The 13,427-nt window shown below is 44.2% G+C and carries 14 protein-coding genes; 8 read left to right on the forward strand and 6 right to left on the reverse strand.

The window, feature by feature from the left end:
- Positions 1–26: 26 nt before the first annotated feature.
- The gene (locus tag ABIO93_RS13675) at positions 27–1,130 is read left to right on the forward strand and encodes a lactonase family protein (RefSeq protein WP_348068504.1); all 1,104 of its coding nucleotides are present in this window, start codon (positions 27–29) and stop codon (positions 1,128–1,130) included.
- Here ABIO93_RS13675 and ABIO93_RS13680 read toward each other — a convergent pair whose 3' ends face one another.
- Positions 1,131–2,537: a thioredoxin-like domain-containing protein gene (locus tag ABIO93_RS13680; RefSeq protein ID WP_348068506.1), complete on the reverse strand. Its 1,407-nt coding sequence runs from the start codon at positions 2,535–2,537 to the stop codon at positions 1,131–1,133.
- Between the two features lie 107 nt (positions 2,538–2,644).
- Between ABIO93_RS13680 and ABIO93_RS13685 the strand changes: the two genes are divergently transcribed.
- Positions 2,645–3,418, forward strand: a complete 774-nt coding sequence (locus tag ABIO93_RS13685) for a YdcF family protein (protein ID WP_348068508.1) — start codon at positions 2,645–2,647, stop codon at positions 3,416–3,418.
- Positions 3,419–3,429: 11 nt separating this feature from the next.
- Here ABIO93_RS13685 and pfkA read toward each other — a convergent pair whose 3' ends face one another.
- Positions 3,430–4,404: a 6-phosphofructokinase gene (pfkA, locus tag ABIO93_RS13690; protein WP_348068510.1), complete on the reverse strand. Its 975-nt coding sequence runs from the start codon at positions 4,402–4,404 to the stop codon at positions 3,430–3,432.
- 319 nt (positions 4,405–4,723) lie between these two features.
- Here pfkA and ABIO93_RS13695 point away from each other — a divergent pair, with 319 nt between their 5' ends.
- The 5 genes from ABIO93_RS13695 (at position 4,724) to ABIO93_RS13715 (ending at position 10,367) form a co-directional block, all read left to right on the forward strand.
- Positions 4,724–7,213 carry a hypothetical protein gene (locus ABIO93_RS13695; RefSeq protein ID WP_348068512.1) on the forward strand — a complete coding sequence of 830 codons (2,490 nt, stop codon included), beginning with the start codon at positions 4,724–4,726 and terminating at the stop codon, positions 7,211–7,213.
- 3 nt (positions 7,214–7,216) lie between these two features.
- Complete coding sequence (locus ABIO93_RS13700) at positions 7,217–7,744, forward strand: YfiT family bacillithiol transferase (protein WP_348068514.1); 528 nt, start codon at positions 7,217–7,219, stop codon at positions 7,742–7,744.
- 174 nt (positions 7,745–7,918) lie between these two features.
- Positions 7,919–8,986, forward strand: a complete 1,068-nt coding sequence (locus ABIO93_RS13705) for an XRE family transcriptional regulator (RefSeq protein WP_348068516.1) — start codon at positions 7,919–7,921, stop codon at positions 8,984–8,986.
- Positions 8,987–8,988: 2 nt separating this feature from the next.
- The gene (locus ABIO93_RS13710) at positions 8,989–9,528 is read left to right on the forward strand and encodes a hypothetical protein (RefSeq protein ID WP_348068518.1); all 540 of its coding nucleotides are present in this window, start codon (positions 8,989–8,991) and stop codon (positions 9,526–9,528) included.
- Between the two features lie 80 nt (positions 9,529–9,608).
- Entirely contained in the window at positions 9,609–10,367 is a 759-nt protein-coding gene (locus ABIO93_RS13715) for a GDSL-type esterase/lipase family protein (RefSeq protein WP_348068520.1), read from the forward strand.
- Between the two features lie 81 nt (positions 10,368–10,448).
- Here the strand turns inward: ABIO93_RS13715 and ABIO93_RS13720 are convergent, their stop codons facing one another.
- The 4 genes from ABIO93_RS13720 to ABIO93_RS13735 are packed head-to-tail and all read right to left on the reverse strand — an operon-like array spanning position 10,449 to position 12,710.
- On the reverse strand, positions 10,449–10,721 hold the full coding sequence (locus ABIO93_RS13720) for a hypothetical protein (protein ID WP_348068522.1): 273 nt from the start codon (positions 10,719–10,721) through the stop codon (positions 10,449–10,451).
- Positions 10,705–11,076 (reverse strand): DUF983 domain-containing protein, encoded by a 372-nt coding sequence (locus tag ABIO93_RS13725; RefSeq protein ID WP_348068524.1) that lies wholly within the window; start codon positions 11,074–11,076, stop codon positions 10,705–10,707. Before ABIO93_RS13725 ends, ABIO93_RS13720 begins: the two co-directional genes overlap by 17 nt.
- Positions 11,076–11,579 carry a hypothetical protein gene (locus ABIO93_RS13730; protein WP_348068526.1) on the reverse strand — a complete coding sequence of 168 codons (504 nt, stop codon included), beginning with the start codon at positions 11,577–11,579 and terminating at the stop codon, positions 11,076–11,078. Before ABIO93_RS13730 ends, ABIO93_RS13725 begins: the two co-directional genes overlap by 1 nt.
- Positions 11,580–11,603: 24 nt before the next feature.
- Positions 11,604–12,710 carry a Fic/DOC family N-terminal domain-containing protein gene (locus tag ABIO93_RS13735; RefSeq protein WP_348068528.1) on the reverse strand — a complete coding sequence of 369 codons (1,107 nt, stop codon included), beginning with the start codon at positions 12,708–12,710 and terminating at the stop codon, positions 11,604–11,606.
- A gap of 284 nt (positions 12,711–12,994) precedes the next feature.
- Between ABIO93_RS13735 and ABIO93_RS13740 the strand changes: the two genes are divergently transcribed.
- On the forward strand, positions 12,995–13,363 hold the full coding sequence (locus ABIO93_RS13740) for a hypothetical protein (protein ID WP_348068530.1): 369 nt from the start codon (positions 12,995–12,997) through the stop codon (positions 13,361–13,363).
- Positions 13,364–13,427: the final 64 nt, after the last annotated feature.

Consider the following 13,427-nt stretch of genomic DNA (forward strand, 5'->3'; position numbering starts at 1 on the left):
TTAGTATCTCACTTAAAATGGAAAACATGAAAAAGCTGATTGTCCCTGTAATCGTCCTGCTGGTCGGTTTAATGTCCTTTTCTTTTCAGGATAAAACCATTTCCTTTTACATCGGAACGCAGGATAAGGGCGCTAATTCATCTGTTTCATTGTGTGAACTTAATCTTTCTACCGGCCAGGTTACTTTATTGGATACTTTCAACAATTGCGTTGGCCCGGGCTATGTGGCGATTTCTCCCAATAAAAAGAATTTATATGCAGTCGGCGGCGATAAGATCGTCTCATTCGCAATCGGTGCAGACAAAAAACTGACATACCTGAACAGCGAGTCTTCGGCTGGCGCGGGGCCGTGCCATGTTTCTGTTCATCCCTCCGGAAAGTCAGCCTATGTAGCTAACTATGGTGGTGGTAGCTTTTCGGCCTACAATGTGCAGCCAGACGGAAAAGTCACTCCCGCGAGTTATACGGAACAATATGCAGGAACCGGGCCTAATGCGAAGCGTCAGGAAAAGGCCCACGCGCATTTCGCCACCGCAAGTCCCGACGGCAAATATGTGTTCGTGACGGATCTGGGAAGCGACAAGATTATGAATTACGTAGCAGATAGCAAAGGTGGGGCACTTAAACCAAATCCTGCGCAGCCATTTTTCTCCGGCAAACCTGGCGCAGGCCCACGTCACCTGATCATTCATCCTTCCGGCAAGTCACTTTTCCTGCTCAATGAACTGGAAGCAACATTAACTTCGTGCTCTATCGACAAAAAAGGAGTTATCACTGCCATTAAAACTTATCCTACGATCCCGGCCGATTATTCAGGTCCGACCAATACCAGTTCCGCTATTCATTTGCATCCAAATGGCAAATTCGTATATGTTTCCAATCGCGGCCATAACTCCATCAGCGCATTTAAAATTGCTGCAAACGGAGAACTTGAGATGGTTGATCAGCAGACCAAATCGATTGCTACACCAAGAGATTTCAACATTGACCCGAGCGGCAAATTCATGATCGTGGCCAATCAGGCTACCGACAATCTGGTGATTTACGAGGTAGATGCAGCAACTGGCAAGTTTACTTTCAAGCATGAAAGCATTGCTGTAAAGACGCCGATTTGCGTGGCCTTTTTGTAATTACAGCTTCCTGGCCATTTTGTTCTGGTAGTAGTTCAAAAAGTCTTCCAGCTGCTCCACAGGCATTTTGCGTGCGATGATCTTTTTGTTTTTATCCAAAATATAAATGGTAGGCGTAGTCACCACATCGAATTTCTTATTGAAATCGATTTGGTTAAGCGGGTCGGAGCCGTTGATAAGGTCTTCGAGATGGTAAGTCGTGATGAATGATTTCCAATCTTCCATGTTATGCTCAGTCGAAATCGCCATGACCTTAATACCATTCGCCTTGTTCTTTTCGTAGAATGCTTTCAATGTTGGCGATGCTTCCTTACAATGTCCGCAGCTCGGTGCATAAAAGAACAGGACGGTGTAATTGGCCTGAACTGTTTGTACGCTTACTTTTTTGCCGGCTGGATCGGTGAGGGCCAACGCCGGGAACGTCTTGTTAACGAGCAAGTCTTTTAATGTATTGACCTTGTCGGCTATACGTTTTTTTACGTCTTCGGAAGTGCCCATTTCGCCGGACAAATAATATTTATTAGCCATATGCACCCACACCGCCTCGGTACCGACCGTTTTAGGGTTTTCGTACTGGTTCGTAATGTAGGAAGCCACCATCGACTTCACATCCTTGTTCGCAGAAGCCTTTTTAACAAGCATATCGGCATCTTTGATCACTGAATCCGGTACCTGCACGACCAGGTTTTTAAAATAACGTTCGAGCCGTGGTTCCAGGAATGGTGTATTGAGGATCCTACCGTCTGCAAAATCGAATGTGTCCCAGTAATGTGATTTGTAGTAATTGAAAATCCAGGTAGAATCTGCTTTTCCATTTGCCAGTTTAGGTGCCGCCGGAACTTCCGGTTCTGTCGACATTTTTAACAACTGAACCGTGAAACTCTGCGCATTATCAGCCAGCGTTTTGATCCGATAAGCTGCGAAACCGTCTTGAATTGCCCTTATTTTGCTTTGAGATTCCGGGCTATTTACTTTTTTTAACTGCTCAATTTGCATCGAACCAGATTTTAGCTCTTTTTGGTAAGTGTAAAAAATCTCATTTTCCTTCGAACCCGTCACTTTCATTTGTCCAATCACATCAGCCGTATCCGTTTCAACAGAGAAATTGGTCTCTTTTCCTGAATACACGAGTTCGAGCCAGCGATTGTTACCCGGAAAAAGAATCACATACAGTCCGCCGGGAAGAGTTGTTGTACCTTCAAACACCATTTTTCCACTAGCATCTGCCTTGGCGGTATCTTTGGGCACAAACTGATTATGGCTGCGATTATAGTGGCCGATGATCAGCGATGAGTCCTTAATGCCTTTAATGGTCGCTTCGATGCGGTAGCCCTGGGCGGATCCTGTGGTATAAAGTGCCGTGGTGAGCAGAAATGCAAAAAACAATGTGCGGGTATAATCTTTCATCAGGGTAATGGCCGTTTGTTTATGAACAGTTTATTTGATTATTTCAACGTTTTCAGGAGTAACAAAATTAACTCCAAAACGATCACAACACCCAGGTTCTTATTCAAATGTTTTATTTTCTGTCCAAAGCCATCGATTTTCTGGCCATGCCCACGAGCATTATCCTCATGCTCTTGTTTTATGGCTACGTTGTAAGGAGCGAAAAAACAAGAAAAAGGGTCATAGGCTGCATATTCATATTGCTTTTGCTGTTTTCCAATTTACCGCTCGTGATGTGGTCTTTTAACCAATGGGAGCCGCAGGCGGTCAATTTAGGAGATATCAAAGCACAATATGACGTGGGGATCTTGCTTTCCGGCGGGCTTATAAATTCACAACAGCGGGATGAAGACCACGTGTCTCTCGGGCGTAGCGGTGACCGGGTATTGCAGACCTACTTGCTATACCATACCGGCAAGATCAAAAAGATATTAATTACAGGTACCAGTGCCAATGAGCTCGTCGCAATGAAAAAAGGAGAGACACGACGTGCGGCCGAACTGCTGGTAAGCTGGGGCGTGCCGGCCCATGATATTATTTTTGAAGAAAAAGCACGAAACACGAGAGAGAATGCAGTTTTTTCTGCCAAGATATTAAAACAGAAATTCCCTTCCGGGAAATATATACTGATCACTTCTGCATTCCATATGCGCCGGTCAGCCGGGTGTTTTGAAAAAGCAGGTATCCAAACAACTATTTTCCCGGCCGACTTTTATGGGGGGTATAACCGCATGAGTTTCAGAGATGCCATTATCCCCGATCCTGATGCCATTGCTTATTTCAGCGTACTTTGGCACGAATGGATTGGTTATGTCGTGTATAAAATGGTCGGTTACTGCTAACCGTACCAGGGTTATACGCTGAGGATTTTCACCATTCTAAGCAAATCTTCATTGATTGGCTTTGGTAAGCGAATGGTATCTTCGAACGGGGTGTAAACCAGGTCGTTGTTGATAATCCCTGCCATTACATTTTTTTGTCCGCCAAGTAATCCTTCCAGCGCACCCAATCCCAGGCGGCTTGCGAGAATACGGTCATATGCAGACGGCGGGCCTCCGCGTTGGGTGTGTCCTAGCGTAGTCACACGGATATCCGCGTCTTCGTGAACCTGTACCCTGATTTTGTCAGCTACTTCCTGCGCGCTGCCTTCTTCGTCACCTTCTGCGACAATAATAATAGAAGACGATTTGGAACGGCTCCAACCTTGTTTCAATGTCTCAACCACTTCCGAAATCGGTGTAAGGACTTCCGGTACCATTACAAGCTCAGCACCACCTGCAATACCTGATTGTACTGCTATATAGCCTGAGTCACGGCCCATTACTTCAATAAAGAAGATCCTGTCGTGGGAGCTGGCAGTATCACGAATACGGTCGATCGCGTCAAGCGCAGTGTTTACGGCAGTATCAAAACCAATAGTATAGTCGGTTCCGTACAAATCGTTGTCAATGGTCCCTGGCGCACCAACGGTTGGTATGCCATACTCATTGCCAAAAATCATGGCTCCGGTAAAAGTACCATTACCTCCAATGGCAACCAGTCCTTCGATACCCAGTTCTACCAGATTGTCGTATGCTTTCTTTCTTCCTTCGGGAGTCATGAACTCTTTACTCCGCGCCGATTTGAGGATGGTTCCTCCTCTTTGAACTATATTGCTTACCGAATGGGACTCCATCTTGTAGACATCTCCGGCAATCATTCCGCTATATCCTCGTCTAATACCAAATACTTCAATACCATGGTAGACAGCTCCGCGCACTACCGCCCTGATGCAGGCGTTCATACCAGGGGCATCTCCTCCTGAGGTAAATACTCCAATTCTTTTCATTTAATTTCGGGTTACTTCTATTCTATCTCTGTACAGTTCCAATAAACCTTAAAGGCACAATTTCCGCAAATTTATCGGGTATTTTCTTAAAATATATGACCTAATTCTGAATTCTGTTAAAAAAATGCACGAAGAAGATTCAAATTTTACACCTCAAACATATATCAATACTTATATATTTGCGCCGGTTAATAAAAATTTAATATTGATTAACACGCATTCACCGAAACTTTTAGTGTTTGAAAAGTCATATTTGCGGTGATTTGCATCAATCTTGTCTTCGCGAGATAAAACAAACCCAAAGCCCAATATTATTAAAATGAAAAATCTGTTTTCCTGGCAACGAATCTGGCCGCATCTGGTAGCTGTAATTGGTTTTATGATTCTGTCAGTTGCCTATGTCTCGCCCGTTTTACAGGGCAAAAAGCTCATCGCACAGGATGATGTATACGCCAAAGGTGCTGCCCGGGAAGTGCTGGATTACAAAAAGCAAACCGGGGAATGGTCTGCTTGGACCAACGGAATGTTCGCCGGAATGCCGGCCTACCTGGTCGCTGCGGATTATCCTACAAGTGTTTCCACGAAACTAGGCCAGGGTATCAACAAGATTTTACCGGCACCGGCCAACTATTTCCTGATCGGAATGGTCAGTGCCTACATTCTTTTTCTCGTGTTAGGCGCTGGCGGCTGGCTCGCGGCGATAGGAGCGGTGGCGTTCGCTTTTTCAGCATTTAATGTCATTAATCTGGAAGCAGGGCACGTTTCGCAGGTGATCGCGATCATGTACGCGCCGGGCGTATTGGCCGGTGTGATCCTCGCATTCAGGAAAAACTGGCTCGCTGGCGCGGCTTTAACCGGCCTGTTCCTCTCGCTCGAACTTTACGCCAACCACGTCCAGATCACCTACTACCTCGGGATAGGCATTATTATCCTGGTGATCATTGAGAGTGTTTCCTACATTAAAAAAGGCAGAGCCAAGGATCTCGCCCTGGTTTTGGCCGGGCTTGCTTTCGCAGGCGCAGTAGCTGTGGGCACGCATACTACCCGACTTTGGAACGCTTATGACTATACCAAGGAAACGATCCGCGGCAAATCTGAGCTGACCCCTCTGCAAACAGCTCCGGGTGCTGCCACTGGCGATGGACTGGGCAAAGAATATGCTTTTACATATAGTTATGGGTTAGGAGAGTTGCTTACCCTCGTAATCCCCAATGCTTACGGAGGCACTTCTTACGGCCCACTTTCCAACACTTCCGAAACCTACAAAACATTGGTTGGGAGAGGCGCGGATCCCGCGTCAGCACTCAATATAATCCAGCAATTACCACTTTACTGGGGCGATCAGCCTATTATGGGCGGGCCCAACTACATCGGTATCATTGTATTTTTTCTCTTCATTCTGGGGCTTTTTATTGTCAAAAACCCTATTAAATATTGGGCTGCCGGAGTGATTCTCCTTTACATTGTCTGGGCGTTGGGTAAGACCTTCTCGGGGATTAATTACCTGTTTTTCGACTATTTCCCGATGTTCAACAAGTTTAGGGCGATGACGATGGTGATTTCGTTGGCCCAATTACTGATGGTTTTGGTGGCGGTACTGGCGCTGGTGACCATTGTTGAAAGGAAAATTGATCAGAACAAATTTCAAAAGTCATTTCTCATCACATTAGGCATAACGGCTGGTGTAACGCTGATTCTGGCGCTGATGCCGGGCGTGTTTTTTAGCTTTCAGGCAGTGAGCGACGCGCAGTATGTTGGCCAGTTTGAACAGATGACGCGGGACAAGGCATTTGCACAGGAGATTATGAATTCCGTTATCCAGGATCGTGCGGGCCTTATGAAGAGTGACGCGATCAGAAGTTTGATTTTCGTGCTGCTTGCTGCGGGAGTAGTTTGGTTTACAATGAAAGACAAAGTCAAACCCGTTCTTTTTTACGGTGTAATGCTGATACTGATCATTTTTGACCTTTTTGGAATAGACAAAAGGTATCTGAATAATGAAGACTTTTTAAGTAATTATGCTGCGCAGGGTGTATCTACGCCGTCTCCTGCCGACGAGCAAATATTACGCGACACCGATCCCGACTACCGGGTATATGACCTGAGTTCACGCCAGGGTCCATTCAACAGCGCCGATGCTTCCTATTTTCACAAATCGCTGGGCGGGTACCATGGTGCGAAATTGCGTCGATATCAGGAGTTGTTTGAGCGCCAGATCGCTACACAGAAGCCTAATACGCGGATTATCAATATGTTGAACACCAAGTACATTCTGATACCTGATCAACAGGGAAATAAGGTGGCTCAACCTAATCCGGAAGCGTACGGTCACGCCTGGTTTGTGAATAGTTTCAAAATCGTACCGAATGCGGATGCTGAAATGACTGCGCTGGATTCTCTTAAACCACGTGAGGAAGCAGTGTTGGATCAGAAATTTGCAGATAAATTGAATGGTCTGAAAATCCAGCCCGATTCCACTGCCAAAATCAGTCTGATCAGCTACAAGCCTAATGAAGTGATTTACGAAAGTAATTCGAATGCAGAAGGACTGGCCGTTTTCTCTGAAATCTACTATAATGTTCGCGACGAATGGAAGGTAACGATCGACGACAAGCCTGCCGATATGCTGCGTGCGGATTATATATTGCGTGCGTTGCGTGTTCCTGCAGGCAAGCATACGATCAAGTTCCGTTTTGAGCCGGTATCCATTACGGCTGGAAGTAAGATCGACCTGGTGAGCTCAATATTATTGGTATTACTCATCGCCGGGGCTGTTTTTGCAGAAATTAAAAGAACGAAAAGCGCATAGGCCATGATAGATCCCAAATACCCGATCGGGCTCTTTGTTTTGCAAGAAGACTATACAAAACAGGAAATTGAGGAGCTGATCCATGTCATCGCGACGATTCCTGCGGAGTACAAGGCGCGGGTTGAAAATCTTTCTGAAGAAGATCTATTAAAAACCTACCGTGAAGGAAGCTGGAATATCCGCCAGCTCATCCATCACGTCGCCGATTTGCAGTTTGTGCATTACTTGCGGCTCAAAAAAGCGGTGACTGAACCGGATTATAATGAGTCAACCCTCATTGATATGAATGCTTGGGCAGGAACAACCGATTCCTTGAATGCCCCCATTTCAGATTCGTTAATGATCCTGGAAGGCGTGCATCATCGCTACGCATTCTTTGCAAAAAGTCTCACCGAGGAGCAGCTGGATGTGAGCTATTACCATGCAGTCAGGAAAATGCGGCTTACCCAGAAGCAGGCACTGGCGATGTCGGTTTGGCATGTGAAGCACCATTTGGCACATATCGATATTGCGCTGGGGAATGCAAGTTAGCACATTAGTCACTTACCTATTATCAAACTTTACTCCCTAATCACCTGCGGGCAACTGTCAGACGGCTTGCTGAATCTGCTTATTCGGATAGAGCAGCGGTTTTCTCAGTGGTCTGGCTACTTGACATTTTATTTATTTTGATATACTTTTGTCAAGTAAAATCTATTTATTCAAATGCAAACTGCGTTGGCCGATCGCATATATTCCGCCCGTCGAATGTCGGGGCTTTCTCTGCAAGAGCTTGCTGATAAGATGGAGCGTTTCGGCATGCCTATCAGCAGGCAAGCTATTCATCAGTTTGAGCAAGACAAATCTAATCCCGAGGCTGGTACACTCCTCGCCTTAGCCAAAGTACTTAATGTGCGTTTGGAATATTTCTACCGTGAGACAAATCTTCTTTTAGAGAACGTTGAATATCGGAAACGCGTAAAATTGAGTAAAACAGATGAAGTAGCAATTCATGAGAAGGCTAGGGATGTTTTAGAAAGGTATTTTGAGATAGAAGAACTGTTGGATTCTTCAATGACTTTCGCAAATCCCATTATTGATTTTCAAATTAACTCTCCCGAGGACATTGAAAGAGCTGCTGAATTGATCCGTGAGAAATGGCAACTAGGAACAGATCCCATTCCAGGTGTAATGGAAATGCTGGAAGAACGAGGGATAAAAGTGCTCGAAATTTCGGCATCGGAGAGCTTTCAGGGGCTTTGTGCATATGTTAATAATACGCCCATTATTGTTGTCAATGAGAATGACAATGTTGTACGGCGACGTTTCACTGCGCTTCACGAACTTGCACACATTGTTTTAAGATTTGGGACAGATGATTTAGATGAAGAAAAATACTGTCACCATTTTGCAGGTGCTTTGCTTTTTCCTGCTAAAAGTGTTGTCGCCACCTTTTCAGAGAAACGTAAAAAAATCTCATTGGCGGAATTAATGCAGGCCAAGGCTTACTATGGAGTTTCTATTCAGGCGATTTTGGCACGTTTAAAAATTCTAAATGTTATTGCTGATTCCGTTTACAGGGGATTCATAATTTGGATGACTAAGGCAGGGTACCGTAAAAAGGAACCCGGGCAGTATCCGGGAGAAGAAAAAGCAAGGAGGTTCTCTCAACTTCTTTATCGTGCCGCAGCCGAAGAGGTAATATCATTGAGTAAAGCAGCAAGTTTAAATAATCAATCTCTGACTGAATTCCGGCGGACGTTGGCGGGTATCGGGGAAGGAACACTTTCCTAGTGATGATTGAAGGTACACACACTGAAATGATCGAAATTGCAATAAATGATGCCAATGTGTTTATTGATTTATGTGAGATTGGGCTGGTAGAAGTTTTTTTTGGATTGCCACTTCGGTTTCATACGACTCAATTAGTATTGAGCGAATTGGAGGAAGATCAGTATTTGGCAATCTCTAAATTTATTAAGAGTAAAACATTGATTGTGAGAGATTTGACAAGACATGAAATAGATCAACTATCAGAAATTAGCATTCAATCGCGAAAGCTTTCCATGGAAGATCTGTCCGTTTACTATTATGCAAGAGAACTTGAAAGCAAGGGACAGATTTGCATGATATTGACGGGTGACAACCGTTTAAAAAAAGAGGCCGTGAGACAAGGATTTGAGGCGCATGGGGTCTTATGGGTATTTGAGCAATTGGTGAGCAAGGGGCTTATCACTTCTGAAATGGCGATCAACAAATTGCAGGAGTTGATGAGGATTAATACCTGGTTGCCTACGACGGATTGTGAACGGATGATGGCTGGATGGGAGCGGTGAAAAGTAAATATTAAACGAAAGGTGCTTGTCAACCAATGAAGTCTCTTGACTTTTTACTCCATTTAAAATTCGAATACTAAATGAACCTCAATCAGATCATCTCCTTCCTGTTTTTCCTACTCCTAACCTTCCAATCAGAAGCCCAAACCAAACTTTCCATCGTCTTTATCGGCAACAGCATCACACAAGGCAAGGGTGGCGACAATGGTCTTCCTCCGCCAACGCATGCCGTCAATTATCTCAAAGAACAGAAGGGGATTGAGGATCTATTATTTATTAATGTAGGAAAAAGCGGGTCTACTACATTGGACTGGCTGCCGGGTAGCGGGACGTATGCAGAGCTGGCCACGAAAGCAGCGGATAGTCTGTTTGCCAAAAAAGACCATCAATTGGTTTTTTCGATGAAGCTGGGTACCAATGACAGCGCGATTGAAGGGCCAAATGGCGCCCCGGTCTCCAAGGAGAATTATCGAAAAAACATGCACACGATCATATCAGAACTGCTCAGCAAATATCCTGGGAGCAAAGTAGTAGTGCATCACCCGATCTGGTACAGTGAGAATACCTACAACCGGTCAAAATATTTAAAGGAAGGCCTGGAAAGGTTGAAAACCTACATTCCCGAAATTGATGGAATGATCTCCGAGTATCAAAATTCTGACCCTGGCCGGGTTTTCAAAGGTGACACCAAGGCATTTAAATACTTCAAAAAACACAGCGAGCAATTATTCAAACCCGAAAAAGGACAACAGGGGACATTTTACCTGCATCCCAACGAAGAAGGCGTCGCAGTTTTAGGGAAATATTGGGGAAAGGCTATTTCGAGGATTGATTTTTGAGTTGAAGGGAAGTAGTATGGTTTACCAGAGCAAATCGTAGGCAGTACTTCTCCCACCAGCTTCATCTTTTGTCAATATTCCTTATGCTACCAGATCCTGAATGTCTCTGCCCGCAGTATCCTGAGAAGATTTGGTGATTTTGGCCCATTTGGATGAGGTTAATTTACCAAAGAAGTCTTCCTGCATTTTATTGACCATCAAAGGTTGCCTTTCGTTCAGCGGCGTGGTAACATGTTTGTCCCAGAACTCGACACGGCGTAGAACAATGTTGAGCGTCTCATCCGTTGTGCTTAAAGATTCATGCAGACATGAAAGAAACCATTCTGCGGAGAATAAGCTACTTAATCTCCGCATTGCTATCATAATCGACAAAGACATGTATCCAAATAGCCCTGCCGTACCGGATGATTATCGGTTGTAGGAGAAATAAAATGATGGTAAGCGCTACGAAAAACAGGTTCAGCTCCATTTTGAAATAGACCAGCAGCAAAACTGATAGCAATGTCATGATGATAATGACGATCGGAAAGCTGGTCCAAAGTGCGCCAATGTAAAAACCGGGTTCAATTTTGAAATCCTGACCGCAGACGGGACAGCTGTCGGGCATATGGAGGCTGCCTTTGAAACTGTAAGGATTGGGTTTCGAAAATAGATTTCCCTTCCTGCACCGCGGACATTTTAGTCGGAGGATGCTATAAAGCTTCGACATTACTTGCGGACCGGTTTTAGTCCTTTGATGGCTTGTAAACTAATGGATGATGGATTTTGCACTGGCAGGTCCAACAGCTTGGTTGGGATTTTTGGCTCGTCAAACTCTTTGAGATCTCTCAAATATCTGTTAGTAATAAAATCTTCTTCACGCTCAAATTGAATGGTCGATGGATCGATATGGGCGGAGAGATCATACAATCGCTTGTGCCAGATTGCGGCATTCAGGTTGCCATCGAAGTGATAATGATTTTCAAAACCTTTATCAAATTTGAATAAGATAGGTTTCCCGGCATTGGCCAGCATACTTTCCGGTGTTCCGGTCAACGTGATCGGAATGTAGGTTTTCTTGTCGTAAATAAAACCTCCGTGCGTATTTTTTATGTACTCACGCATATTTCTGGGCGTGTCACCCACGTATAGCACGTCCACCAGCAGGACTTGCTGCGAAGCATAAAACTGCCCCGGGTTCTGGATTAAAGGAAGTGTTGAGATTTTGATCATCTTATTCTTTATTGTAGCGATAGGTCAACGTTCCAGGATTCTGATTAGATCCTCATTCAGGTAGTAAATTTCTTTACCATCGCGTTTTTGAACCAAAATTTTAGCCTTCACGAGTTCATCCATATACTTGATAACAGTCGTACGAGATGTTTTGCCAATTACATCACCAATGGTTTTTGGCTTGATGTAGGGCTGGCTGTAAAGCGTCTCATTTAGTTCTTTGTTGTACCATTTGATATGGTTTTTGCCGTGTGTAAATGTTTCCGCCATCTGATTTAGAATATCATTAATCAGCGCACTTGTGTACAATGCTGTCTTTTCAACTGCGTCAAGCATATAGATGATCCAATCCTTCCAGGCGCCTCGTTGGGTTACTGCGGCCAGGTTAGTATAGTAATCTTCTTTATGCTTGATGATGTGCTGTGAGAGGTACAATGCGGGCTGCGACAATAAATTTTTATTGACCAGATAGAGCAAGTTCAGTACCCGTCCGGTTCTCCCGTTTCCGTCCTGGAATGGGTGTATTGCCTCAAATTGATAATGCGCGATACACATTTTTAGCAAGGGGTCGGTTGGATACTTTATATCGTCATTAAGGTACTCTGTTAAATTTTTCATGAGACTTTCAATAATGTCTTTACCTCTTGGAGGGGTATATATTGTTTCGCCTGCCCGGAATTCGCTTTCGCCCCTCTTAATCACCACGACGGCTTGCGGCGGACGTAGTTCAGATGTCGTGTTTTTAATTTGCTGAAAAACACGGATAATCAAGCCGATATCTATTTCTCCTTTTTCGGTTAAATGTTGATACCCGGCCCATAATGCTTCCCGATACCTCAAAACCTCCTTTGTAGCTATATTAGTCCTATCTTCTTTTGCTGTGTCTGAAACAGCTTTATATAGCTCATCTTCTGTTGTGAAAATGTTTTCAATTTCCGTTGAAGTCCTGGCTTCCTGCAATGCAATGGTGTTAATGAGCATTAACGGATTGGGTATGCGTTGGATAGTTGCGTTTACTGCCGCCAATGCCCTGGAAGCCAGTACAAGTTTTTTTAAAATCTGCGGATCATCCTCCACATCACCGGGAGGAAGCATAGGCAATGCGTTATGGGGCTGATTACGATCGTACATTTCCAAGGAACCTGTTCATTTTTGAATGATAATTGAACATGTTCCAAATATATGTCCATTTTCTGGACAGGTTTGCTATACATGTCCAGTTTTTAGGAAAAGTTGAACATGTTCCAAATATATGTCCATTTTCTGGACACATTTACAATACATGTTCAATTTTTGCCAAAAACTGAACATGTTAGTTGTCTTACTAGAAAGAAAATAATGATTACCGACCCAGTAAATAATCATTATATTTTTAACTTGGAAGACAGAATAGAATTAGTAGAATTATTGAAGTAATGGTAAAAACATACAGATTTATAGCCCTGCTAGGACATGGCAGGGAGCGGTTCCATGACACGGAACTAGATGCGGAATGGCCTACTGAGCCTATTGTGATTGATGCTTACGGGTTTTCGGATGTTTATCGGTACTCGGGATACGTTTTTCTGAGTGAAGACTGGTTTGCCAAATACACCAAAAACTGGCAGAATGATACGACTGAAATTGATAAGCTGCTCGTGAATCTGGTGAAGTATGCAGCGAAAGATGCACAATCCGATAATCTCCAAAAGATCAAAGCTTATCTTGAATCACCGCCTGAGACAGTGGACGAAGCGGTTTCGGTTTGGAGAGGGTTTTATGATCCGGAGCTGAAAGTGATTTGATGAAGTTACCTTGTCATCCTGAGCGCAGTCGAAGGACTTAGCAGTGTGCATGTGCACTGCTAAG

Origin of the sequence: Dyadobacter sp. (assembly GCF_039919315.1) — a bacterium.
Taxonomy (GTDB): domain Bacteria; phylum Bacteroidota; class Bacteroidia; order Cytophagales; family Spirosomataceae; genus Dyadobacter.

Coding starts and splice junctions, on each gene's coding strand:
- ABIO93_RS13700 (WP_348068514.1), top strand. CDS start 7,217: ATGATAGATCCCAAATACCCGATCGGGCTCTTTGTTTTGCAAGAAGAC.
- ABIO93_RS13695 (WP_348068512.1), top strand. CDS start 4,724: ATGAAAAATCTGTTTTCCTGGCAACGAATCTGGCCGCATCTGGTAGCT.
- ABIO93_RS13715 (WP_348068520.1), top strand. CDS start 9,609: ATGAACCTCAATCAGATCATCTCCTTCCTGTTTTTCCTACTCCTAACC.
- ABIO93_RS13720 (WP_348068522.1), bottom strand. CDS start 10,721: ATGCGGAGATTAAGTAGCTTATTCTCCGCAGAATGGTTTCTTTCATGT.
- ABIO93_RS13675 (WP_348068504.1), top strand. CDS start 27: ATGAAAAAGCTGATTGTCCCTGTAATCGTCCTGCTGGTCGGTTTAATG.
- ABIO93_RS13685 (WP_348068508.1), top strand. CDS start 2,645: ATGTTTTATTTTCTGTCCAAAGCCATCGATTTTCTGGCCATGCCCACG.
- ABIO93_RS13680 (WP_348068506.1), bottom strand. CDS start 2,537: ATGAAAGATTATACCCGCACATTGTTTTTTGCATTTCTGCTCACCACG.
- ABIO93_RS13710 (WP_348068518.1), top strand. CDS start 8,989: ATGATTGAAGGTACACACACTGAAATGATCGAAATTGCAATAAATGAT.
- ABIO93_RS13725 (WP_348068524.1), bottom strand. CDS start 11,076: ATGTCGAAGCTTTATAGCATCCTCCGACTAAAATGTCCGCGGTGCAGG.
- ABIO93_RS13730 (WP_348068526.1), bottom strand. CDS start 11,579: ATGATCAAAATCTCAACACTTCCTTTAATCCAGAACCCGGGGCAGTTT.
- pfkA (WP_348068510.1), bottom strand. CDS start 4,404: ATGAAAAGAATTGGAGTATTTACCTCAGGAGGAGATGCCCCTGGTATG.
- ABIO93_RS13735 (WP_348068528.1), bottom strand. CDS start 12,710: ATGTACGATCGTAATCAGCCCCATAACGCATTGCCTATGCTTCCTCCC.
- ABIO93_RS13740 (WP_348068530.1), top strand. CDS start 12,995: ATGGTAAAAACATACAGATTTATAGCCCTGCTAGGACATGGCAGGGAG.
- ABIO93_RS13705 (WP_348068516.1), top strand. CDS start 7,919: ATGCAAACTGCGTTGGCCGATCGCATATATTCCGCCCGTCGAATGTCG.